This is a genomic window from Streptomyces sp. NBC_01092 (assembly GCF_045039535.1).
In the GTDB taxonomy this organism is placed as follows: domain Bacteria; phylum Actinomycetota; class Actinomycetes; order Streptomycetales; family Streptomycetaceae; genus Streptomyces.
In genome coordinates this window covers 8615056-8637168 of record NZ_CP108659.1, presented here as the reverse complement: position 1 = coordinate 8637168, position 22113 = coordinate 8615056, and the positions used below count along the sequence as shown (strand labels likewise).

Sequence of the window (22113 nt, the reverse complement as noted above, 5' to 3'; positions counted from 1 at the left end):
AGGAGCCCATGCACGACCCCACCCCCGACACCAGCCTCGGCTCGTTCGCCGCCGTCCTCGCCGGCGAGCTGCCGGGCACCTGGACCAGCGCGTACCACCCTGGCCATGGCGGCCTCAACGTCCACCACGTCCTCACCGACGCGGTCTGGGACATGAACGAGGTCGCGGAAGCCCTGGCCAAGCACCCCGTGGACCACTGCGCCGTGCTGCAACGGCACGACGGAACGCGCCTGTTCGTCACAGAACAGCCCGGCCACGCCGAGGGATACCTCATCGCCGCACTGGCCCCCGACGACGTACCGGCCGAGGCATTCCGTGGCGTACGCGAGCCCGACGGAATCGCGGTCGACGCCGACCCGTTCAGCGCGGCCGAGAACATCACCTTCGACCTCCTTCCCCGCTACTACGTCGCGGCCCACCAGGTCTTCAAGAACGCCGAGCACTTCACGCGGGCATCGTCCGCTCCAGAACGCCTGGTCATGACTTGGTCGGACGGTGCACTCGTGGTCGACCAGCCCGACCGCGCCGACATCACCCAGGTACTCACCGACCACGGCTTCGTTCTCGACACAGTGCGAGCCGTCCTTGTCCTGTCGGGCGACGACACCGCCCGCCAGGCTGCCTCCGTACGAGCCGCCGGAGAACGGCTGTCCGCGCTGGGCATCGACACCGTGCTGCGCCATCCGCCGACCCGGCCCGTCCTGGACACCACCCCCGTCGCGCCGCCCGCGACCTCGTCCGTGCCGTACGCGCGACGGCGATAGCCCCGAACTGCACAGGAGTAACCGCACGTGGGAAACCGTGCCGATGACGAAGGCACCGACGTCACGATCTACCGCAAGCCCCTCACCGACACCGTGCACGCCGATACCCCGACCGGCGCGCCCGAGCAGCTGCTCGCTCTCCTCGACGACCTCGGCTTCGAGCGCCGGACCCTGCCCATCCCCGGGCCCGTCTACGTCTGGCACGAAGCACCCGCCCACCTCGACGAGGACGCGAAGAAGCAGCTCGCCACCCATGCGGTGCCCTGGCTGCACCAGGCCGGATATGTGGTCCGCATCGACGATGACGTCTGGGACGCCGCTGCCTACACCGACGCCGCAGCGGCCATGCGCAACCACAGCGCCCCGGCCCCGCCACGCGCCGTGGCCGCCGCGCCCGCGACGGGGCGGCCGGCGAGGGCACACCGACGGTGAGCCTCGCCGACGACTACGACGTCGACGTCACCTTCACCACCGCGACGGAACGATCTACGTCGACACCCGCGCCGACGCCCCCGAACATCTCCTGGTCCTGCTCGACGCCCTCGGCCTCGACCGGCACCAGGTCGAGGGCGACGTCTGGCATCAGATCCCGGACGAGATGGACGAGATCACCATGAAGACCCTGGCCGACCGGGCCGCGCTGCTGCTGGCCCGTGCCGGATACCGGATCGACATTGACACGGGTCTCTTCGGCGGCACCGCCTATCGCGCCGCACTCGCCGAACAGGCAGCACACCCGGCGCCACCGCCACCCGCCGGGCAAGCACGCCGTACGCGCTGGCCACCCGACCCTCGCCGGCCCCGGCCCATCGGGGCCGGCCCCACCCTCCCCAGGAGCCCGCCGTCACTCACGACCCCGACCGCACACCCCCGCCCATCACCGCCGACCGCAAACCTCGCCTGGTCACCGCCCTGTTCCGCCGCTACCTGCGCGCCGTGACCGTCTGCAGCCGGGAGCGCACCAACCCGCTGGCCGGCGGACGCCCCGAGGCAGCCCTCGACGAAGCCCGCCGCCGCGACGCCGCCCTCCTCGTGGAGAGCTACCGCATCCGTCACCACAACTAGCAGCCCCGAACGGCCTGTTCAGGAGGCCCATGCCCGACTCGAATCTCCCCTCCATACAGCTGGCCAACGCCATCACCGCCCAGATCGGCCAGCTCCGCCGTCGCCTCGCCCTGGCGCCGCCAGGCGAGGCAGCCCAGATCCTCGCCAACGTCCTGGACTACGACACCGGTCTCCTCGGTGAGGTCACCGAACTCGTCTCGACCGGCTCGCGTTTCGCGAAGGTCAACTCCGAGCGCGGCATCCTGCCGCCCGAGGTCTGGCTAGCGCTGGGCCGCGCCGCCAACGAACTCAACAGCGTGGGCGTCGACCTCACTGAGCACACCGGCGCCATCAAGAAGGTCGCCGCGCCCGCCCTCAGCTCCAGCGGGCCCACCGCCGCGCCGGTCGCATCGGCGATGGTCGTCAGGCGGCACCGGTGAAGAAGAACAAGCAGTGGTCCGGCTGGGGCCCCACCGGTCAGCAGGCCCAGCAGCACTACCTCGTCGAACCCCGGCACCTCGCCGGCGGCGGAGACCTGCGCTTCGTCACCGAGTACCTGCGCGCCTCGGGCTGGAAGGACAAGTCCAAGACCGGCGGTCCCGTCGTGTTCGACAGCCCCGACAAGTCCGTGCGCATCGGGTACGACCCATTCACCCAGCCCGGCGGCTGGACGATCAGCGGGAAGCAGACCAGGACGGAGGGGGCGTGGCACGCCACTCTCGGCCGGCAGGTCCCCGTCGAGATCGTGGCCGGAATGACCGACGCGCTGACCCGGCCGCGCTCCGCACACGCCCCCAACGTGTGGGCGCCGCTTGAGGCACAGGGATGGGAAACCGAGCGCGGACAGCACTTCACCGCCCGCAGTCCGGACGGCGACGCCGTCGTCCGCTTCCACCAGTCCGCCCCCGGACAGGCGCACTGGTGGGCCGGCGCCCGCAACGAGCACGGGACGGTATGGGAGGCGACGTTCACGCCGACCACGCCGATGCATTTGGTTCAGGCGTTCAGCACCGCGCTCGCCGACCCGCAGCCGGTGATGCGGCCCCTCGGCCACGTCCCGCCCTCGCAGAGAATCCGCACGACCTCGGTGTCCGTGCTGCCCTCGCAACTCAGCGCATGGCAGCAGGCCCGGATCACCGCGGCCCGCGCCGCCACCTGGGCCAGCAACACCTTCGCCGGCAACCGGGCACGTCCTCAAGGTCCCGGGGCCCGCCCGTATGCCAAGGCCGGGCGGATGCGGTGAGCCACGAGCGCTTCTACTCCAAGGTCAACGGCCCCACCCTGCACCGCGTCAACGCCGTCCGCTGGCTGGACGAGGTAACCCCGCGCCATCTGGCCGGCGGGGGCGACCCCCGACATGTGACCGAGTATCTGCTCGCGTCGGGCTGGAGCGACCACTCGGTCCCGGGCTATCCGCATGTCCTGCTGGAAAGCCCCGACCGACGGTTGCACCTCGCGCTGGAACCCGAAGAGGACGAGTTCATGTCTTCCTGGCGCGTCCGCCCGGCGCAGGGACACGCGTGGTCGGCCCAGTTTGGCATCCACACCCCGGTGGAGATCATCGCGGGCTTCACCGACGTTCTGCACTCCACTGGGCCACGGCCCGAAGAGGCCGAGCTGTGGCGCCTTGCGGCCAGCCGCGGGTGGGCCATGCGGCTGGCCGGCAGGGAGCGTGCCGCCCGGTCCCCGGACGAGACTGCCTACCTGTCCCGCGAGTCCTCGCTCGCCGAAACACCCATCCATCGCTGGGCAGTTCAGGTCTCAGTACCGCTCACCGAGAAGCGACACCGGTGGATCTGGAATGCCTCCATCGACGAAGCCGCCCCGCCGGCAGCCCTCACCGGGTTCATCAACGCGCTCACCGATCCCGCCCCGCTGCTCCGCTGGGAGGGGCAGGAACCGCGGCACGCCTTCGGCTTCCTCGACTCCCGGCGCAGCCCCGTCACACCGGAACAGCACCGCCTGCAGCATCTGCGGCGCCTCGAAGCCGCTCAACGCACCGGCACCGCCTCGCCCGCGCCGCCACCACCCGGACCAGATCGCCACAAGAGACACCGCTGACCCCGGGGGCTTGTACGCCCCGTCCGTACGCCCAAGCCGGAGCACGCGTGCGCCGCCGACCGTCTCACCTCAGCCCGCCGCCCCATCGAAAGTGCATCACCTTGACTCAGTCACAAGACCTCCCGCCCGGTGGCGTTGAGGCCCTCACCGCCGAACTCCTGCGCCTCGGCCGGCAGCTTGATAGAGCCGAACGCCCCGAGGATCTCGCCAACGTCCTCACTCCGATCGTCGACCGGAGTCACGGTGCACTCCACCTCATCGCCCAGATCTTCGACGTGATCGCAACCACCTGTGCCGACTTCGCTGTCCAAGACCCCTACGCCAACGATCTGCAGGACCTCTGCTGCGACGCGTACAGCGACCTGACCGACCTCAGAGATCGCTTCAACGGACTCGACGAACAGTTCCGCACCTTCTCCCCGGACGTCACACGCATACCCAGAGGACAGCGCCCAGTCCGGCCATGGTGAGCGCGGCCCCGTCACTTCCATCCAAGGAGAACATTGCCCACCCCCTCCGCCCCCAGCGCCGACGACGTCGCGCAGGCGACCGCCACCCTGGCCCAGGTCCAGAACTACCTGCACACCAATCCGTCCGTATCCGACGTGCTGCCGCTGCTCGCCGTCCTCCTCGACGAGGACACCGGCGTCCCCATCCTGCTCGGCGACATCCTTCGCAACACCGCACGCCTCATCGCCCAGGAGACGAAGGCCGACAGCAACGAGATCCACCTGATCGTCACCGGGCTTCGGGAAGCCGCCCAGGAGGCCACCGACCTGCACGTCCTGCACTGGGACGTACAGCGCCTGAACGGCTACGCGCCTGAGCCCGCCGCTCCCTCGGCGCCGTGACACGTCCCTATATCGCCACCGCAGCCGACGATCCCTGGTCGCGGATCTGGTGCGACACCACGCCCCGCCACCTCGCCGGAGCCGGTGACCCGCGCCACGTCACCCAGGCTCTGCGGGCCGGCGGGTGGAAGAACTTCGGCGACCCCGACTTCCCCCACGTTGTTCTGAGCAGCCCCGATTACCAGCACACGCTCGTCCTGGAGCCGACCCCGGACGCGTACGGCTCCTGGTGGCGGGTCTCGTCGCAGCTCTGGTCCGCGTCCTTCGGCGGCAACACACCCGTGGAAATCATCGCCGGATTCACCGACGCGCTCCTACGCTCCCCGCCCGCGGCCGAGCCGGACATCTGGCCGACGCTGCAGGCAGCGGGCTGGACGTACGAGTGCGACGAACGGGGCAACGAGTACGCCCGCCATCCGGACGGCATCACCGCCATGGAGCGGTCGGCGACGCTGACCAGCGACTACTTCAGCTGGAAGGCCGAAGTCGCGCTGCCCACCGGCCTCGGCGGCCACCACCGGCTATGGCACGCGTACTTCGACGACCGCACCCCACGCCACCTGATCGCCGGATTCGCCACGGCCCTCGTCGACGCCGAGCCCGTCTCCCGCGGTCGATACGACGTCCCGCATGACCACCTCGTCGCGCAGGTGGAAGGCGGCGCCCAGGGCGAGCAGCTCGCCGCCGCCCACGAAGCTCGGCTGAAGGCCAGCCGGGCCTCCGCCCGCAAGGCCCGCCGCAGCGCCGCCCCCAGCACCCGGTCGTCGACAGGCTCCGCTGCCGAGGCGGCCACGCCCACGGCCCGCAGCCGCTGACCGTGCGGAGCGGCTCCGGCCGCTCCGCGCTCCGCCCCTCCATCACAACTGCCCGCCCAAAGGCCCACTTTGACCATCTCACTCGAACCCGGGAGCCCGGCCCACCGGCTCTATCTGAGCCAGCTCGCAATCTATCTGCGGCACAGCAGGCAGATCCTCGCAGCCTGGGACCACTACTCCGACCGGCACTCCGACCCCGAGACGTTCCAGCCCCACGACGAGGACGCCTACGGCCGCCGGCAGCAGAAACGCGACGCCGACACCCTGTCCGCGTTCGGCCGGGTGTACTACCACGCCGACGAACTCGTGGACGTCGCTCAGCGGCAGCTCGCCCTCCTGTCGCCTTCCGACCGGACCCGCCGCTACGCATGGCAGGTCCGAGAACTTCGGGATGCCACGCAACGCCTCTACGCGGTCCACGACGACTGGCTCACGGTACGCGCCGCGCTGCCCGCGAGCGCGCGGCCCGGTACGAAGGCGTACGCGGAACCGCTCGCCGAAAGCTACGCGGAAGCCTGGTCCTACCTCGACCAGTGGGCCATCCACGGCCAGACGCTCTTCGCCGTCAACGCGCTGGCGCAGAGGCACTCGCCGGCATCCGCGCGGACCCTGTCGACGGCGGCGCCCGTACACACGGCCACCGCCACACCGTCCATGGGCCGGCGGTGACGGGCGCGAGCGAGACCGTCAAGCAGGCGTTCATCGCCCCGCGCTCCCTCGCGGGCATCGGCGATCCCGGCTGGATCACCCAGCCGCTGCACCGGGTCTCCGGTTGGAGCTACGGGCATGACCCTCTGATACCCCGTGTCCTGCTCACCAGCCCGGACCAACTTACGCAACTGCGTCTGGCCCCCGGCGATCCGGATGATCCGGACTGGTGGACCATCCGCCATGCACGTACCGCGGATCAGCCCGCCTGGGCGGCCACCTTCCAAGGCCGCACCCCCGTCGAGATCATCGCCGCCTTCACCGACGCGCTGACCGACCCGTCCGGGCCGCCCGCGGCTCCGCCCGACCCCTTCACGGCGTTGCAGGACGCGGGGTGGGAAACACCCCAGCACTTCGGCGGGCTCGCAGCCCCCGATGGCATCACGCGCGTCGAGCAGGTCGGAACTCCCGGCAGCGACCTGTGGATGATCGAGACCACTCCGTTCGTCGTGGAGCCAACGATCTGGCGAGCCGTGTTCACCGGCACCACGCCAACTCACCTGATCGCCGCCGTGACGCAGGCGCTCGCCGACCCCGCGCCCATCAGGCGCGACCCTCGCCGCATCCCGGGCTGGGCCCGCGACCGCATGACCGTGGACACCCGCCACATCCCCGCGACGGACGTCGCCTTCGCTCTGGAGCGCCGCATCAGCGCCCTCGCCGAGCGGCACCGCCGCGTGACCGGCGTTGCCCCCGTGCCGCCCGGACCGGCGCGAGGCCGTACGCGCTGACCGGTCCGTCGCGGCAGCCCCCTTCCTCCCTCGTACCTGGAACAGCCCTTGCCCCAGCCCAACTCCACGTCCACCGACGGCTACGACATAGCGTTCAAGGTCCTCCTCGGCGCCATCGCCGTCGCCGTGCCCCTGTCCAACCTCGCCTGGCTCGGCGGCAATCTCACCGCCTGGGCCACCACCTCCAACACCGCCTCCTACCAGCCGGTTCAGGCCCTGCTGCACCCCGACCAGCTGTGGCCCAACCTGAGCGAAACGTCCCTCCTGATCGGCACACGCATCCTTCCCGGCGCCGTACTCGTCGCGCTCGGCATCACCGCCGCGGTGCTCTACCAGCGGTACCGAGGCGGCGGCAGCGGGCGTAAGAAGCGCGTCGTCGGCATGGCCAAGCAGAAGGACATCGAGCCGCTGATGGCGAAGGCCATCAGCGACAAGGCGCGCTCGCTGCGCCCGAGTCTGAAGGACGCCAAGCACATCGACGCGGCCGACACCGGCATCCTCCTCGGCAATCTCCAGGGCACCAAGCATGAGGTGCGCATGGGGTACGAGGACGTCGCCGTCGCGATCATGGCACCCCGATCCGGCAAGACGACCAGTCTGGCGATCCCCTCGATTCTCAACGCGCCCGGCCCGGTCCTGCTCACCTCCAACAAGGCCGCTGGTGACGCCTACACCGCGACCCTTGATGCGCGGGCCGCTGTCGGCCGGACCTGGTCGATGGATCCGCAGCAGATCGCCCACGCGGAGCGGGCCATGTGGTGGAACCCCTTGGCCGATGCCAAGACCCTCGACGGCGCAGGCAGGTTGGCCGGGCACTTCCTCGCCGCGAGCGTGGACGCGTCTCAGCAGGGCGACTTCTGGTCGAAGGCCGGCAGCAACATCCTGAGCCAGCTGTTTCTGGCCGCGGCGCTCGACGAGCGGCCGATCACCGACGTAATGGCCTGGCTCGCCTTCCCCGCCGACCGCACCCCGCTCGACATCCTGCGCGACCACAAGTTCGCCGCGGTCGCCGCCCAGCTCAAGGGCACCGTGGAAGGCCCACCGGAAACCCGAGACGGCATCTACGAGACGGCCCGCCAGTACGCCGCCGCCCTGCTGAACTCGGAGATCGCCGCCTGGGTGACACCCCAGAAGGACGTGCCCGAGTTCCGGCCCTCCGCGTTCGTCACCTCAACGGACACGCTCTACCTGCTGTCGAAGGACGGCGGAGGCGGAGCCTCGGCCCTCATCGCCGCGTGCGCGGACAGCGTGATGCGCGCCGCGACCGCACAGGCCGAACGGGCCGGCGGGCGCCTGGACCCGCCGATGCTCGCGATCCTCGACGAGGCCGCCAACGTCTGCAAGATCAGCGACCTGCCCGACCTGTACTCCCACCTGGGCTCGCGCGGCATCATCCCGATCACCATCCTGCAGAGCTACCGGCAGGGCCAGAAGGTGTGGGGCGACGCGGGCATGGACGCCATGTGGTCCGCCTCCACCATCAAGGTCATCGGCTCAGGTATCGACGACCCCGACTTCGCCGACAAGCTGTCCCGCCTGATCGGCGACCACGACGTCGAGACGACCTCCACCTCGACCTCGGAGTCCGGCAAGTCCACCTCCGTGTCCATGCGCCAGGAACGCATCCTGGCCGCCGACGCCATCCGCGCGCTGCCCAAGGGCACCGCGCTCGCCTTCGCCACCGGCATGCGCGCGGCCATGCTCGATCTTCGCCCCTGGTATCTCGAGCCCGGGGCCGACGCACTCTCCGCCGCCTCCGCCCGCGCCTCCAAGGGCATCACCGCCCGCGCCATCGCCAAGGCCGCCCCGAAGCAGTCGGACTTCGGCCCCGCCGCGTAGAACCGCCGGCCTCCTCACCCTCCCTCTGCACACCGCCCGCCTGCCCACCTGGACCCCTTATGCCACTGATCCATGACGTCCCCGACGACTGGAACCCCGACCACCGCTGCTGCCTCGAATGCGGCAACAGTGACCCCGACGTCACGCTGCGGGCTATCAGCCACCGCGCGACCAACCAGCAGGCACTCGCCTGCACCCGGCACATCGCCGACGTTGCCGCCGTCCTTGAATCCTTCGCACCAACCTCGCAGATCCCGGCCGAGCAGGTATCGAGGCCCGGTGCCGCTCCGGCACCGTCCTCCGCGCCCGCGACTTCTCACCGGTCTCGCGCATGACCGAATCGCCCGTCGACGCCCTGCTGTTCGAGGTGGCGCCACCGCCGACGCCCGTCGAACGGCTGCTCCAGCTGGCCGACCAGTACACCCAGCACAACGACGCGCTCGACCTCCTCGTGCATGCTGCAGGCGCACCACTGCCGGATGCCTACGCCGCCTCCGCGCACCGCCTGGCCTCCGCCACCGGTGCCGCCATCAAGGCCATCCAAGGCGAGCGGCTCTATGAGAGCGAGGAGTTGAGCGAGGTCGTCATGCGTCTGAGGCAGCTCGTCATCCTCGCCGACGCTTCGATCGACCTGAACACCCGCTCCGCCCGCGAACTGACCGCGCTGGCTCCGGAAGCCGCCGTCGCCAGCGCCGTGACGCTGGCCTCCGAGACCAGGCGGCGGCGCTCGGCCACTGCACCAGCACCCGATGGTCAGCTCGGTGCCGCGCACCGCACCGCCCTGGCCGAGATCGCCTGCGGACACGTAACGGCCAGCAGCTCCCTGGGCCGCGAGTTCACCCGCTCCCGCGAGCCCAAGGTGCTGATGAGCACCCTGCGCGCCCTGGAGTCGAAAGGGCTGGCTGAGAGGACGACGGGCTCGGCACGCGCCGCCTACGTCGGCGGCCCGCCCTTGGACCGCGTACGGCTCACCTCGGCCGGCGTCACCGCCCTTGCCTCGGTCATCGACGCGCCTCCCGCCGGGCCGCGCACTGCGCCCGGAACCACACCCCGCCCCCTGCCCGCCGCCGGGCAGGTCACCACGCGAAGCCGCTGAACCACAGAAGCCATCGATCCCCACGCCCCCACTCGACCTGAATGAACAAGTCGGTCAACTCAGGCAGTTGGCACACGACTTCGAAGCCCTCAAGGCGCGCGTGCGCGACATCTCCTACACACCCGGCACGGACGCGCTGCGCCACATCAGCCCCCTGCTCCTGCAGGCGCAGGACCTCACGGCCACCGCCCTGGTGCGCCTCACCGCACTCGACAACAGCACGTACACCAGCGTCGCCGGCAGCCGGGCCGGCCTGGAGCTGATGGCCTCCATCGTGTCCTCGTCATCGCTCGCCGGCACCGACCTGGCCCATGTGGTGCTCGCCAACCCGTACGAGGGCGCCCAGTTCGCCGGTTACCCGGCCGACGACGAGGCCGTGCGCACGGTCCGGCACGCCGAGGCCATCCCGAAGATGAACGGCCACCTCGACGATGCCGTCCACCAGCTCGACCTGTGCGCCATCGGCTGCCACTACCTCGCCCACGGCATCACCGAGGACCTGACCACAGCGCACAAGAACAAGCCGGCGGCCACCGCCCCCCGGTCCACGGTTCTTCCGGATCTCGAAGTCCATCGCACCCCTTGAGCTGGGGTGTTGCGACGACCACTAGAACGGAAGTGAACGGCGGGGGCTACCTGTACGAGAGCGCCACTCGCGGACTGTGCGTAACCCGCGTCGCCACCAACGACGGCACCCGCGTCTCCATCGCCACCTACCGGGCCCTGGAAAAGCGCGGACTCGTCATCCACGACACCAGCACCTCCCTGTGGGCGGGAGGGAAGATCTCCGTCACCGAGCAGGGGAAGCAGGCCCTGGCCCAGCCGCGCCCGGCCGCTCGGCTTGCGACCCAAGTGGCCGCCGGACCCAAGACCGTGGTCGCGCAGGGAGCCCACCGGTGACCGCGTACGCACCCGACGACCGGGTCCTGGTCTCCCCGCGATATATGGCCGGCGCCGGTGACCGGCTCGCCGACGCGATCGGCCCGCTGATCCACCTCTTCGGCTGGACCCCGCAGCATGACGCCGCCACCGGACACGTCAAGATCGACAGCCCCGACGGGGGCATGTTCGTCGACTTCGACCCCATCCACCCCCTTGGGCAGTGGTGGACGATCGCGCACCACGAGCCGTACTGGGAGGTGCAGTTCAGCCGGCAGAGTCCCCTGGAGGCCGTCGCCGCCGTCACCCAGGCTCTGCCTCAACTGCTCGGCGACACCCGGCACGCCGACCGCATCCCGATCACTGACATGCCCCCGGACCAGCTCGCGACGCTCCACCTGTGGACCGTCGAGGACCGGGCCCTCACCTCGCCCGACGGGTACTGCCAGGTCATCCACACGCCCGACGAGGACATCGCCTGGCGGGCCTGGCACGCCTTCTTCGAAAAGCAGCCGCTGGCCACCTTCACCCGCGACGCCCCCGAGGCGCTCGTGCGGAACTTCTTCGCCCACCTGGCCGCACCCACAGCGGTGGAGCGGGCCTTCGCCGACGTGCCCCTCAGCACCCGGTACGAGCACAGCAACCTGATCACCCCGGTCCGCGGAGCCGCGATCAACCCTCACGTCGATCACGCCCTCGCGCAGCTCGCCCGCCCCCGCCGCCGCTGACCACCCCTCCCGGAGCCACCCCTGCCCGAGAAGACTGTCTCCCTCGAACCGGCCGAGCAACTCCTCGCTCTGGCCTCCGACTTCACCAGTTTCCACGACCTGCATCTGCGACATGCGGTCAACGGGAACCGGCCCGCCACGATCCTGAACACCCAAACGGCCGGCGCCCAAACGCTGGCCAACGCGGCCCTGGACATCGTCACCACGCTCAACCAGGAGTCGATGTACCACAGCCCCGTCATCCGCGCTGTGTACGCCCGGATCCGTCAGCTCGCTCACCTGGCCACTGACGCAGCCGACCACCTCATCGACGCCGAGGACATCCTCATACATGCCCAGTCAGGACTGCCCATGGAGCTGGGCGACGGCTTCCTGGCGGTCCCGAGCGAGCAGGACGCGCGACAGGAAATCGGCCGGCGCTTCACCCTGGTTTCCGAACTCACCGCTCTCGGCGCCTTTGACGCCGTGGCGAGTGCCGAACAGTACCTTGCCGAACGCCGCCACTACGGTTACCTGCCCGAGCACCAGCCGCCCGCACTGTCCCGCACCCAGAGCAGCACGCTGCACGCCATCGCCCGCGGGGACGTGACCATCAGCGACGGCCGGCCTACCACCGCCGCGAGGGCGTCCGCTTCAGCATCAGCACCATCCGCGCCCTGGAAAGCCGTGGGCTGATCACGCGCGAGGACTGCCACCTGTGGCTCGTGGACGAGCGCGTGCACCTGAGCCCGGCCGGGCGCCGTGATCTCGCAGCCTCCTTCGCGCACCCCCGGCCCGCCGCCCTGAGCACCAGGCGCCCCGCAGCGCCCCAGCCCGCGGCTGCCGTCAGCCGCGGGCGCTGAACCACACCCCACATCCCGGGAGCCCTCACGACCTCCGACACCCCCACCGCGCACGACATCGCGCTCGCCCTGGCCGCCCAGGTCCATCCCGACGCCACGCCCCGCGACGTCGTCGTCCACTTCTCCCTGCGCCGCCTGGCCGCACCGCGCTACGACCACCGCTCCTCCGGCGGCCCCGCGAACGGCATCGCCCAGTCCCTGCACGCCCGCCTCTACGGACTACCCGACGACCCGGGCCCGGTGCCCACCGCCCTCGACGAACTCCTGCAGTCCCTGACCACCGCCCGCGAACCCAACCAGCAGCACGCCGTACTGGCCCAGCTCGCCGAGCAGCTGCGCAACGCCGCCGAGATCCTCGAATGGGCGCGCAACAACGCCCACTGGCGCCAACTCCCGACCCCCACCTGGGAATGGCTGCGCACGGCCACGGATACCGCCCGCGACCTCGCTGCCGGTCTCGACGAAGTACGCCCCGCCTTCGCCGCAGCGCGCGCCCCCTCCACGGCACCGACTCCGCCAGCACCCGCCGGGCATCGCGCCTCCACTCCCCGCCGCTGACCACCCGCCATCGCCAGCGCCCCATTCACCGCAAGGACGTCCCCATTTCCGACAACCCCGTATTCCGATCGATCTCGCTCGGCGCCGGAATTCAATCCAGCGCCATGCTCGCCCTGTCAGCCGAAGGAATTCTCCCCAGAGTCGATTATGCCATTTTCGCCGACACAGGCTGGGAACCGAATGCCGTGTATTCCCATCTCGACCGCCTGGAGCGGCAGGTAGCCAAACCGGCAGGCATCCCCATTCTGCGCGTGACGTCCGGGAACATTCGCAGTGATGCGCTAGACCCGGATCACAGATTCGCCTCCATGCCGCTCTACATCCTCAATCAGGACGGCAAGGCAGGGATGACCCGGAGGCAATGCACCGGCGAATATAAGATAAAACCGATCAAGAAGAAGGTTCGCGAACTCCTCGGCTACCCCTACCCCGCCCGCATTCCACGCGACATGTTCGTGGAGCAGTGGGTGGGCATCTCGACGGACGAATTCCACCGCGCCAAGGACGCGGACGTGAAGTACATGCGCAACCGGCACCCGCTTGTGTCAGTTGCCCGGAGTTCCTCTCAACACCGCCACGACGAACCTACGTGCGCCACTAGCTGGCCAGCAGCTTCGTCGAGCACGTCACCCACACGGGTGAAGCAATGCCAAGTCCGAGGAACCTTCACCCAGCATGAAGATCCCAGGTCTACGGTGATGAAACGCCCGCTTCCCGTGAAGTCGCAGGAGGAAGCCCGTGGGCCTGACAGTTGTGCGAGACCTCCGTGACGCCCGACAGCCCACGACGGCCGAGGAGTTGGAGAGGTTCGAGACGGACGCCTTGGCGGGGTTCATCCTGGCCCGGGCAGCAGCCGGTACGGCCGACACCACCATCAGCAACGACATCGGTGATCTCCAGCAGATGCGCGACTGGTTCGGCAGGCCGCTGTGGGAGATGGAACCTCCCGACGCGGACGCCTATTTCGGGCGAGAGGTGCGTCATCTCGCGCCGACCACCCGGCGCGGCAAGGCCGACGCCCTGTCCGTGTACTTCCAGTATCTGGAACTGCGTCACGCCGTTGAGATCCACAGCCTCACCGGGATCGTGGTGGAGTGCCCGCTGGACGAACTGAACCGGCAGCGCGGCTCCACCCAATTGCTGATCCGGATCCCGCCGTCCGAGCGTGAGATCAGCATGCTGTTCCAGGGCTGGGCCTGTGATCTGCAGACCTGCCGGAAATTCGCCACCGGGGCCCGCAACTTCGCCGCTGCACAGCTGATGTCGCAGGTGGGGCTGCGCATCACCGAGTGCCGGTGTCTGAGCCTGGACGACATCAAGTGGGAAGTCGGGCGGTTCGGCAAAGTCCACGTGCGCTACGGCAAGGGCTCCCGGGGCGCCGGGCCGAAGCAACGGCTCGTCCCGCTGATCAACGGTGCCCGGGCCACCGCCCAGTGGTACGTCGAAGACGTCCGCGGCTACTTCGACGACGAATGGAGCCGCCCAGGTGCACCGCTGCTGCCGTCGGAACGCAAGAACACGGACGGCACGTCGAAACAGGTCAGCTCGCAGTCCCTGCGCGACGGTCTGAACGAAGCGGTCGAGCGGCACCTGCACTCCTGGACCGGCCGACTGACCCCCCATGTCCTGCGGCATTTCTGCGCCAGCCAGATGTACCTGGCCGGGATGGACCTGCTGGCCATCCAGGAACTGCTCGGCCACAGCTGGATCGCCACCACCATGCGGTACGTGCACGTCCAGCGCACCCACATCGAGGACGCCTGGCTGCGAGGACAGCAACGAGCCGCCCAGCGTCTGGAAGGACTGATCCCATGAGGTGGAACCTGCGTCTCGCGGCGGCGAACCGCGGCATCTGGAAGGCCAGCGAGCTGCAGCGGATGCTCGCTGAACGCGGGCTGACGATGAGCGCGGGCAAGCTCTCCGGGTTGTGGTCGGGCCGACCGAACAGCATCAAGCTCGACGAACTCGAAGTCTTCTGCGCCGTGTTGGACTGCGGTCCCGAGGAACTCCTCATCCGTGAGCCGGAGTCCGTGGCCTCTCCCGTGGCTTGCGAGGCGGAGGCGTCTGAGGCGGTGGGTGCGTCCTCGCCCGTGATCCAGCCCCGCAGTCCGCGAGGCCGCAGCAAGCCGCCGCTATGACCAGCGCCCGCTACGACACGCGACCGGTCGGGTCATGCGTGGAGTGCTTCGCATGGGGACCGTTGTGGTGGTACGGACGATGCACGGCCTGCTACGCCTTCCGCCGGCTCCACAACGAGGGCAGGTGCGCCAGCTGCCGACGGTACATCGCCGTCAAGCAACGCTACTGCCGCCTGTGCTGGCGAGAAGCACATCGTCGCGCGAACATCGACCGGATCACCACGGGCACGGGCATCCGTCACTGCGGTCCCCTGGCCGCGTTCCTTGAGCAGATCGACTGCCACCAGCTCGTGTTCGCCAACACCGATGTGAGCCTGTGGACCCCCTCGTCGAAGGCGAAACAGTCCAAGCGTCGGACCGTGGCGGCACCGCATCCCTTTACCCCGCCGCCAGGCCCCGGGCAGGGCACTCTCTTCACGATCCCGCGCGATTTGACCAGGTTCCGCCGGCCCTCCACGCACGAGGGATGGCTCAGGGACGTGCTCGCGCTCCCCCACGTCGCACGGGCCTGGCATGCCGCCCAGCTCACAGCCGACGCGCACGGCTGGACGGAACGGCTGCTCGGCGAGGTCCGACGGACCCTGATCACGGCTTTGGGCTGCCGCCCCGCCGACGAGCCCGTCATCTACTCCGAACTGCAGCCACTGGCCGCGCTCCGCAGACTGCCCGTCGAGCGCACCGCCCAGCTCCTGGCCGACCTGGACATGCTCCACGACGACCGGCTCTCCCCGCTGGAGACGGCGTTCGAGCGTCGCCTGTCCAAGGTCTCCCCGGCCATCCGTGCCCCCGTCGAGGACTGGATCCGCCAGCTCCTGGACGGCACCAGGCGCTGCCGGCCCCGCACCTGGGAAACCGTCATGGAGTACCTGCGCTCCGCGGCCCCCGTGCTGATCGTGTGGTCGCACACTCATGACCACTTACGCGAGATCACCCCAGACCACGTCCGGGAAGCCCTCGCCTCACTGTCCTCCAGCTCAGCCCGCACCCAGGCACTGATCTCGCTGCGGTCCCTCTTCCGCTACCTGCGCGCCCAACGGCTGATCTTCAAGAACCCCACCGTCCGCATCGCCCCCGGCACCGTCCGGCTCCCTCCGATCCTGCCCCTATCCCCGACCGACTACCAGCAGGTCATCGCCGCAGCGACAACACCCGAACACCGTCTGACCCTCGCCCTGGCCTCCGTCCACGCGGCCCGTCCCGGCGACATCCGTGCACTCCAGCTCGACGACGTGCATCTCGGCAACCGCATCCTCACGATTGCGGGTCACGACCGGCGACTCGACGACCTCACCCTCCAGGTCATCCGCCTCTACCTGAACCAGCGCAGGACGCGCTGGCCCAACACCGGCAACCCTCACCTGCTGATCTCAGCACGGACCGCCTACGACACCCGGCCGGTGACCGCCTACTACCTCTCCAACCTGTTCCGCGGGCACAACGCCACCCTCGACCGCCTGCGAGCAGACCGCTGGCTCGACGAAGCCCTCGACCGCGGACCCGATCCGCTGCACCTGGCCGCTGTCTTCGGAATCAGCGCCGCCACAGCCATCCGCTACGCAAACGCCGCCCGCTCAATCCTCGAAGCAGGTCCAGGGTGATGACTCTCTGATGACTACGCCGGGTGTCCGTCGCTGTCTATCAGCTTGATGCGCCCTAGTGGCGCGCGAGCGCACAACCGCTCAACGGTTATTCACGGCATACACAACTCCTTTCGCAGCGCTCTGCCCCAGATACTCGCAACAGGACCCCAGGACACCGAAATACGGCCAGAACAAGGTCAGATCATGTCGCGCATCCGCATCCCGGATTTCTCCGCACCGTTCCCTCTTGCGTGCAACCCCCACGTCCCAGATGCCTCACGGATCATGTGGGAGTGGATCGACTCCCACGGCCTGGCGCCAACGCCCAAGGCCCGCGCCCGCATGCGCAAGACGGGGGCTGATCTCTCCGGCGGATACGTCTGGCCCCGAGCCGGCCTCAGCGTGCTGGCCCTGGGGCTGAAGTGGCTGGCTCTGACCTTCCGCCTTGACGACCAGCTCGACGAGGACACCGTAGGCGGACGGCCGGCAGCCCTGTCGCAATGCATCGAGGAACTGTGCGGAATCCTCCACGGCCATCCTGCACCGCCGTCTCCCGTGGCCGACGCCCTGCACGAATTGTGGGCGGAAACCCGCGCGGATGCGCCGACGAGTTGGCAGCACGCCTTCGTCGCCGATTTTGAAGCATTCTTACGCGCCTACGCCTTGGAGGCCGAGCTGAAGGAAGCCGGTCAGAATCCGACACTTGAGGAGTACCTCGCGTGGCGCATCTACTCGATCGGTATGCCGTGGCTGTGGGTTCTCGACGAGCTGGGCCTCCCGCTCTTCCTGCCCGACAGCGTGCGCACCTGCGGGCCCATGGGCATGCTCCGGCGCGCAGGATCCCTACACATCGCCCTGGTCAACGACGTGTTCTCCGTCGAGCGGGAAAGCACTGTCGGCTATCCCTACAACGCCGTCCTGCTCATCATGCAGGAGCGCGAGTGCCCCATGCAGACGGCAGTGGACCACATCGCGGAACTCGTCGCCGAACAGGCTGAGACCGTGAAACGCCTCCTCGCGAACGACATCCCCGCAGAACTGCACGAGCAGCAAATCCCTGCCAACGTCCGCACAGTCGCCCTTCAACACTGCGAGAACATCGCCTTGAACCTACGCGGACAACTCGCCTGGCACACCGCCGTCGACCGCTACACGACCAGTGACCTACAAGGTCAGTGGGCAGGCAGCTACCCCGACGATCTCCTCCGCCAAACGGACTGACCAGCTGGCCGAAACGTCAATCTCGGGGGCAGGCGCTTCCGTGACGCGCCTGCCTCATGTCGAGCGGGTCGATGGCCATCTGACGTAGCCGTCACGGAACCGCGGCCAGAACCGTCTTCAAAGAGCCTCATCAAGGGCAGCGACCACGCTGACCACCAACATCACTACGAAAAAGGCACGTTGCACAACCTCCCACCCAAGATCCGAATATCTGGCACCACTTGCCGAACAGCGAAACCAAATCCCCGCACAGGGCGCCCGGAAACTCCCACACCGAACAGCTCCAGAGTCCCGCGACCGCCCGAAGTTCCCTGCGAAGAAACTTCAGTTCCGCTGAACTCCGAGCAGTCCATCGATATAGGCTGGTCACGCAGCGACTGCATCCGCTACCTGTCCTCGCTCGGATTGGCCGACACTCCGAAATCGAGCTGCCTTGGATGCCCATTTCACGGTAACGCCCAGTGGCGACATATCCGCGACAACTCGCCTGCCGAATGGGCAGACGTGGTGGAGTTCGACGCCGCTATCCGCAAGGGAAACGCCCGCGCCAACGCCACCGGCAACCGGCTTCTGGGACAGGCATTCCTGCACCGCTCCCGCATTCCGCTGAGCGAAGCCCCGATCGACCACGTCACCGCCGCCGAATGGGCCGCGCTCCAGCAGGAACTCGACACCGAAGAAGCCACGCAGCAACTGGAAGAGGGCGTAACCGACGGGTGCTCCCCTTGGACCTGCCGAGGTGAAATCGCAGCCACGCAGGACGACTTCGGGCTGGCCACGTGATGGTGCTCGACCTGTTCGCGGGGCCCGGCGGCTGGAGCCACGCACTGTCCGTACTCGGCGTTCGGGACATCGGCCTGGAATGGGACGAGTGGGCCTGCAAGACCCGAGCCGCGCAAGGACAGTTGACGATCCGGACCGACGTGGCGATGTACCCGGTCTGGCCGTTCCTCGGCAAGACCACCGGGCTCATCGCCAGCCCTCCCTGTCAGGCATGGAGCATGGCAGGCAAACGTCTCGGTCTGGTCGACCAGCCGCTCGTCCACCAGGCCGTCGCCGACCTCGCCGCCGGACGCGACACCCGTGAGCAGTTGCTCGGCGCGTGCGCGGACGAACGATCTCTCCTCGCGGCCGAACCCATGCGCTACCTGCACGCCCTCAACACCCTGGGCGAGCCCGAGTGGGTGGTACTGGAGGAAGTCCCCGACGTACTGCCGCTGTGGCGGCAGTACGCGGCCATCCTGCGCACCTGGGGCTTCTCCGTCTGGACCGGCATCCTCAACGCCGCCGACTACGGCGTCCCCCAGACCCGGAAGCGAGCGATCTTGCTCGCCTCCCGCATCCGCACCGCCGAGCCCTCGCCACCCACCCACGCACAGACCGCCGAGCCGGAGTCGCTGTTCGGCCCCGGCCGCGCCCGCTGGGTTTCCATGGCCGAGGCCCTCGGCTGGGGGCGCACTGACGGCCCGGTGCCCACCGTGTGCGCCGGCGGCGGACCAGGAGGCGGCCCCGAACCCTTCCCCTCCGGCTCCCGCAAGACCCTCACCGACGCCCGCGACCGCGGCACCTGGACACCCCACCCCGACTCCGAGACCGTCGTGGCCTCCTGCAAAGAGGGCTCCGGCTGGGCCGCCCGGCCCGGTGAGAACCGCTCCGCAGATGCGTCGGCCCCCACCTTCACCGCTGAGGCACGCCGATGGTCATGGTCACTGCGCAGCAACAACCAGACCAACGCCACCGTGCGCCGTGCCGACCAACCCGCCGGCACCCTGTTCTTCGGCCACCGGGCCAACGAATGCACCTGGGTCGCCGACACCACCTCCGGTCTTGCGGACGGCCAGCAGCGATCGGCGCCAGCCCCGATCAAGATCACCGCCCGAGAAGCGGGTGTCCTGCAGAGCTTCCCCGCCGACTACCCCTGGCAGGGCAACAAGGGCCAGATGTTCTCCCAGATCGGCAACGCCGTCCCCCCGCGCCTGGCAGCACACCTGCTCGCCCCGCACCTCAACAAGCCCTTCAACCCCGACGACTTCACCCTCGCCGCCTGATGCCCCATACCCCCGAACCCGACGAGGACGACCGCCTCGACCTCCCGCCGGCACCGAAGCCGGTCCACTACGCCGAGCAGGCCCTGCTCGGCGCCCTCCTCCTCGAACCCACCCGTCTGGCCGACACCGAGCCTCTGATCGCCCACCACTTCGACAGCCACACACACGCCGCGCTGTTCACCTCGATCCGCACGCTCCCGCCACCCGCCCCCGCAGACCACGCCAAGGACACCGCCTGGCTCAATGCCGTACTGGACCATGCACGTCCGCACGCTCCCGGCCTGAACGCCTCCTACCTCCACACCCTCATCCAGTTCTGCCCGCAGCCGAAGCACGCTGCGGCGTACGCCAGGATGATCCGTGCCGACAACGCCCGCCGGATCCTGCGCGGGCACGCCGAGCGGCTCGCGTCGACCGCCACCGACCCGGGCCTGCCCAACCCGGCCGCCGCGACGCTTGGCATGGCCGACGACATCGGCCGCGTCCTGGACGCCCTCGCCGAACAGTTCGCCCCGCACCCCGGCTCCTTGCCCCGTACGACACTCCCCGCGGAGGTCCCGCATGAGGCCGGCGAGGAGGATCTCGACGAAGAACGCCTCCTTCTGGCAACCGCCACCGCCTATCCGGCAGAGGTTCAGCAGATGCGGTGGCTGACCGAGGCGGACTTCCTGCTGCCGCTGCACGCCGCGCTCTGGCAGTCCATCACGGCACTGGTCCACCGCGGCGACATGGTCGACCCGGTCACCGTCCTCGGCGAGGCCCAGCACCGCGGTCTGCTCACCGGCTCGCTCACCCCCAAGGACCTGATGGCCTTGGTCTCCACGCCCGCTGGCTCCCCCGAGTACTGGGGCGAGAAAGTCCTTCAGCGCGCTCTCCTCGCCCGCGCCCAGGCCGTCGCCGCACGGATTACCGCCTATACCGACGACCCCGCCAACACCCCCCACCAGCTCATCACCGGCAGCCGACGGGCGCTGGCCGACCTCAACACCCTGCGTACCCGCTGGAACCGCGCCACTGCACCCACCTCCGCCGGCGCACCCGCGCGGTCGGCGCCACGTCCCCGGGCCGGACCGCTACACCGGCCGGCCGTCACCGCCGCGCGCGCCCACCGATGACCGCAACCACCGGGCCGGGTCGGCCTCCACGGCGGACCCGGACTCGAAACGAGCCCACCTCCACGCTCTACAGCCCCCTCCCCCCCCACGCCCGGGCCCGCCCCATGACCGACACCGAACGCAAGACCGCTCAAGCCCGCACGGCCCAGGGCCCACCAGACACCGCTGCGGGCGCGGCCTCGCGGCCCAAGGTGACCGTGCCCGCCTACGCCGCCGACCCCTGCGACCACGAAGCCCTGCTCGACGACTTCCTCACAGAGAACGGCGATTGGGAGAAGTACCGCACCTGGGAAGACTCGACGACCGTCGCGAATCACGAGTCGCTGCCCATGCGCGCTCTGTTCGACCACGACGCCGAAGGCCGCGATATCAAGTGGATCTTTGCGGTCTACGAAACTCCGGTCAGCGACCTGTGGTGGCACGGAACGGCCACCGCATCGACTCCCAACGCGATCGTGAGCACCCTGCTGAACTCCGTGGCCACCGGAAACCCGTGGGACCGCGGCCCATCCAACAGCATCGCGGAGTCCGCCATCGCCCAGGCGGCCCAGCCACTCGCGGACGCCGACTGGGAGCACACCATCGACGGCCGCTACATCACCTGGGAGGCACACGGCCCCCAGGCAGCCGGCGCACAGTTCGACACCTTCGCCGCCCAGCAGCCCGCTGCCTACATGGACAATCTGGAGCGGCCACGCCATCCACCAGCCCGACTGGGCACTGCACCTCCGCACACGCCCGGGCAGCCCTGCTGCAGGACATCACCTTCGAAATGGCCGAAGGACAAGGCACCCGCCGCATTCGTCCGACGCCCCCTGACGGTCCAGACCTCTACACCGCCCAAGCCCCCGCCCAGGTAGCAGCATCACCACCGGTCGCTCCGCCCACGCCTGAGTTGCGGCCTGGCCCACAGCAATGACCACTGGATGAGGTACGCCTTCGGCCAGGGCAACGGCGACACCCTCCGCCCTAGCCTCACCCGCCACCGAAATCGAGCCGCGCACACCGCGCGAGCAGGGCGTGGCCCGGACGAGCCGCGCCATCCCCGCAGCGGATGGTGCTGGGCATCGCCGTATGCAGGTCGCGGGCGCTCCG

General features: G+C 69.4%; 27 protein-coding genes and 2 pseudogenes. 28 read left to right on the top strand and 1 reads right to left on the bottom strand.

Going from position 1 to position 22113, the window contains the following annotated elements; genetic code table 11:
- Nucleotides 1-8 precede the first annotated feature (8 nt).
- Both OG254_RS38920 and OG254_RS38915 read left to right on the top strand, forming a co-directional pair.
- Nucleotides 9-764, top strand: a complete 756-nt coding sequence (locus OG254_RS38920) for a hypothetical protein (RefSeq protein WP_405591621.1) — start codon at nt 9-11, stop codon at nt 762-764.
- Between the two features lie 27 nt (nt 765-791).
- Nucleotides 792-1196: a hypothetical protein gene (locus OG254_RS38915; RefSeq protein ID WP_405591619.1), complete on the top strand. Its 405-nt coding sequence runs from the start codon at nt 792-794 to the stop codon at nt 1194-1196.
- 13 nt (nt 1197-1209) lie between these two features.
- Here the strand turns inward: OG254_RS38915 and OG254_RS38910 are convergent, their stop codons facing one another.
- Nucleotides 1210-1500: a hypothetical protein gene (locus tag OG254_RS38910; RefSeq protein ID WP_405591616.1), complete on the bottom strand. Its 291-nt coding sequence runs from the start codon at nt 1498-1500 to the stop codon at nt 1210-1212.
- A 200-nt stretch (nt 1501-1700) separates the two neighbouring features.
- Between OG254_RS38910 and OG254_RS38905 the strand changes: the two genes are divergently transcribed.
- The 26 genes and pseudogenes from OG254_RS38905 to OG254_RS38780 all read left to right on the top strand — a co-directional run bounded on the left by OG254_RS38905 (nt 1701) and on the right by OG254_RS38780 (nt 21878).
- A complete protein-coding gene (locus tag OG254_RS38905; protein ID WP_399957049.1) occupies nt 1701-1829 on the top strand; it encodes a hypothetical protein in 129 nt (42 codons plus the stop codon).
- Nucleotides 1830-1858: 29 nt separating this feature from the next.
- Nucleotides 1859-2248 carry a hypothetical protein gene (locus tag OG254_RS38900; protein ID WP_405591613.1) on the top strand — a complete coding sequence of 130 codons (390 nt, stop codon included), beginning with the start codon at nt 1859-1861 and terminating at the stop codon, nt 2246-2248.
- A complete protein-coding gene (locus OG254_RS38895) occupies nt 2245-3051 on the top strand; it encodes a DUF317 domain-containing protein (RefSeq protein WP_405591610.1) in 807 nt (268 codons plus the stop codon). The genes OG254_RS38900 and OG254_RS38895 overlap by 4 nt, the downstream gene beginning before the upstream one ends.
- Nucleotides 3048-3869, top strand: coding sequence for a DUF317 domain-containing protein (locus OG254_RS38890; protein WP_405591607.1), 822 nt, complete (start codon nt 3048-3050; stop codon nt 3867-3869). The genes OG254_RS38895 and OG254_RS38890 overlap by 4 nt, the downstream gene beginning before the upstream one ends.
- A gap of 101 nt (nt 3870-3970) precedes the next feature.
- Entirely contained in the window at nt 3971-4339 is a 369-nt protein-coding gene (locus OG254_RS38885) for a hypothetical protein (protein WP_405591604.1), read from the top strand.
- A gap of 33 nt (nt 4340-4372) precedes the next feature.
- On the top strand, nt 4373-4720 hold the full coding sequence (locus tag OG254_RS38880) for a hypothetical protein (protein ID WP_405591601.1): 348 nt from the start codon (nt 4373-4375) through the stop codon (nt 4718-4720).
- A complete protein-coding gene (locus OG254_RS38875) occupies nt 4717-5535 on the top strand; it encodes a DUF317 domain-containing protein (protein WP_405591599.1) in 819 nt (272 codons plus the stop codon). The genes OG254_RS38880 and OG254_RS38875 overlap by 4 nt, the downstream gene beginning before the upstream one ends.
- Before the next feature lie 69 nt (nt 5536-5604).
- Nucleotides 5605-6204 carry a hypothetical protein gene (locus tag OG254_RS38870; protein WP_405591596.1) on the top strand — a complete coding sequence of 200 codons (600 nt, stop codon included), beginning with the start codon at nt 5605-5607 and terminating at the stop codon, nt 6202-6204.
- Entirely contained in the window at nt 6201-6974 is a 774-nt protein-coding gene (locus tag OG254_RS38865; RefSeq protein ID WP_405591593.1) for a DUF317 domain-containing protein, read from the top strand. The genes OG254_RS38870 and OG254_RS38865 overlap by 4 nt, the downstream gene beginning before the upstream one ends.
- Before the next feature lie 48 nt (nt 6975-7022).
- Complete coding sequence (locus tag OG254_RS38860) at nt 7023-8813, top strand: type IV secretory system conjugative DNA transfer family protein (RefSeq protein ID WP_405591590.1); 1791 nt, start codon at nt 7023-7025, stop codon at nt 8811-8813.
- Nucleotides 8814-8872: 59 nt separating this feature from the next.
- The gene (locus tag OG254_RS38855) at nt 8873-9148 is read left to right on the top strand and encodes a hypothetical protein (protein WP_405591588.1); all 276 of its coding nucleotides are present in this window, start codon (nt 8873-8875) and stop codon (nt 9146-9148) included.
- Nucleotides 9145-9909, top strand: coding sequence for a hypothetical protein (locus tag OG254_RS38850; RefSeq protein ID WP_405591585.1), 765 nt, complete (start codon nt 9145-9147; stop codon nt 9907-9909). The genes OG254_RS38855 and OG254_RS38850 overlap by 4 nt, the downstream gene beginning before the upstream one ends.
- A gap of 67 nt (nt 9910-9976) precedes the next feature.
- Nucleotides 9977-10495 (top strand): hypothetical protein, encoded by a 519-nt coding sequence (locus OG254_RS38845; protein WP_405591582.1) that lies wholly within the window; start codon nt 9977-9979, stop codon nt 10493-10495.
- Between the two features lie 32 nt (nt 10496-10527).
- Nucleotides 10528-10809 (top strand): hypothetical protein, encoded by a 282-nt coding sequence (locus OG254_RS38840; protein WP_405591580.1) that lies wholly within the window; start codon nt 10528-10530, stop codon nt 10807-10809.
- A gap of 44 nt (nt 10810-10853) precedes the next feature.
- Nucleotides 10854-11516 carry a DUF317 domain-containing protein gene (locus OG254_RS38835; RefSeq protein WP_405591577.1) on the top strand — a complete coding sequence of 221 codons (663 nt, stop codon included), beginning with the start codon at nt 10854-10856 and terminating at the stop codon, nt 11514-11516.
- Nucleotides 11517-11738: 222 nt separating this feature from the next.
- Entirely contained in the window at nt 11739-12191 is a 453-nt protein-coding gene (locus OG254_RS38830) for a hypothetical protein (protein WP_405591574.1), read from the top strand.
- Between the two features lie 407 nt (nt 12192-12598).
- Complete coding sequence (locus OG254_RS38825) at nt 12599-12916, top strand: hypothetical protein (RefSeq protein ID WP_405591571.1); 318 nt, start codon at nt 12599-12601, stop codon at nt 12914-12916.
- A 104-nt stretch (nt 12917-13020) separates the two neighbouring features.
- Nucleotides 13021-13476, top strand: a pseudogene (locus OG254_RS38820) (hypothetical protein); the annotation flags it as partial.
- 178 nt (nt 13477-13654) lie between these two features.
- Nucleotides 13655-14731, top strand: a complete 1077-nt coding sequence (locus OG254_RS38815) for a tyrosine-type recombinase/integrase (protein WP_405591569.1) — start codon at nt 13655-13657, stop codon at nt 14729-14731.
- Nucleotides 14728-15054, top strand: coding sequence for a helix-turn-helix domain-containing protein (locus OG254_RS38810; RefSeq protein ID WP_405591566.1), 327 nt, complete (start codon nt 14728-14730; stop codon nt 15052-15054). The genes OG254_RS38815 and OG254_RS38810 overlap by 4 nt, the downstream gene beginning before the upstream one ends.
- A gap of 479 nt (nt 15055-15533) precedes the next feature.
- Nucleotides 15534-16652: a hypothetical protein gene (locus OG254_RS38805; protein ID WP_405591563.1), complete on the top strand. Its 1119-nt coding sequence runs from the start codon at nt 15534-15536 to the stop codon at nt 16650-16652.
- Between the two features lie 186 nt (nt 16653-16838).
- A complete protein-coding gene (locus tag OG254_RS38800) occupies nt 16839-17855 on the top strand; it encodes a terpene synthase family protein (protein WP_405591560.1) in 1017 nt (338 codons plus the stop codon).
- A 351-nt stretch (nt 17856-18206) separates the two neighbouring features.
- Nucleotides 18207-18638: pseudogene (locus tag OG254_RS38795) on the top strand (hypothetical protein); the annotation flags it as partial.
- Nucleotides 18638-19903: a DNA cytosine methyltransferase gene (locus OG254_RS38790; RefSeq protein ID WP_405595449.1), complete on the top strand. Its 1266-nt coding sequence runs from the start codon at nt 18638-18640 to the stop codon at nt 19901-19903. The pseudogene OG254_RS38795 and the gene OG254_RS38790, both read left to right, overlap by 1 nt.
- Entirely contained in the window at nt 19903-21018 is a 1116-nt protein-coding gene (locus OG254_RS38785) for a DnaB-like helicase N-terminal domain-containing protein (RefSeq protein WP_405591557.1), read from the top strand. The genes OG254_RS38790 and OG254_RS38785 overlap by 1 nt, the downstream gene beginning before the upstream one ends.
- A gap of 104 nt (nt 21019-21122) precedes the next feature.
- Complete coding sequence (locus tag OG254_RS38780; RefSeq protein WP_405591555.1) at nt 21123-21878, top strand: hypothetical protein; 756 nt, start codon at nt 21123-21125, stop codon at nt 21876-21878.
- The last annotated feature ends 235 nt before the right edge of the window (nt 21879-22113 follow it).

What these genes read in the sequence shown, in the direction of transcription:
- OG254_RS38780 (WP_405591555.1), top strand. Translation starts at nt 21,123, where the DNA reads ATGACCGACACCGAACGCAAGACCGCTCAAGCCCGCACGGCCCAGGGC.
- OG254_RS38900 (WP_405591613.1), top strand. Translation starts at nt 1,859, where the DNA reads ATGCCCGACTCGAATCTCCCCTCCATACAGCTGGCCAACGCCATCACC.
- OG254_RS38920 (WP_405591621.1), top strand. Translation starts at nt 9, where the DNA reads ATGCACGACCCCACCCCCGACACCAGCCTCGGCTCGTTCGCCGCCGTC.
- OG254_RS38790 (WP_405595449.1), top strand. Translation starts at nt 18,638, where the DNA reads ATGGTGCTCGACCTGTTCGCGGGGCCCGGCGGCTGGAGCCACGCACTG.
- OG254_RS38785 (WP_405591557.1), top strand. Translation starts at nt 19,903, where the DNA reads ATGCCCCATACCCCCGAACCCGACGAGGACGACCGCCTCGACCTCCCG.
- OG254_RS38850 (WP_405591585.1), top strand. Translation starts at nt 9,145, where the DNA reads ATGACCGAATCGCCCGTCGACGCCCTGCTGTTCGAGGTGGCGCCACCG.
- OG254_RS38800 (WP_405591560.1), top strand. Translation starts at nt 16,839, where the DNA reads ATGTCGCGCATCCGCATCCCGGATTTCTCCGCACCGTTCCCTCTTGCG.
- OG254_RS38855 (WP_405591588.1), top strand. Translation starts at nt 8,873, where the DNA reads ATGCCACTGATCCATGACGTCCCCGACGACTGGAACCCCGACCACCGC.
- OG254_RS38810 (WP_405591566.1), top strand. Translation starts at nt 14,728, where the DNA reads ATGAGGTGGAACCTGCGTCTCGCGGCGGCGAACCGCGGCATCTGGAAG.
- OG254_RS38830 (WP_405591574.1), top strand. Translation starts at nt 11,739, where the DNA reads ATGTACCACAGCCCCGTCATCCGCGCTGTGTACGCCCGGATCCGTCAG.
- OG254_RS38835 (WP_405591577.1), top strand. Translation starts at nt 10,854, where the DNA reads ATGGCCGGCGCCGGTGACCGGCTCGCCGACGCGATCGGCCCGCTGATC.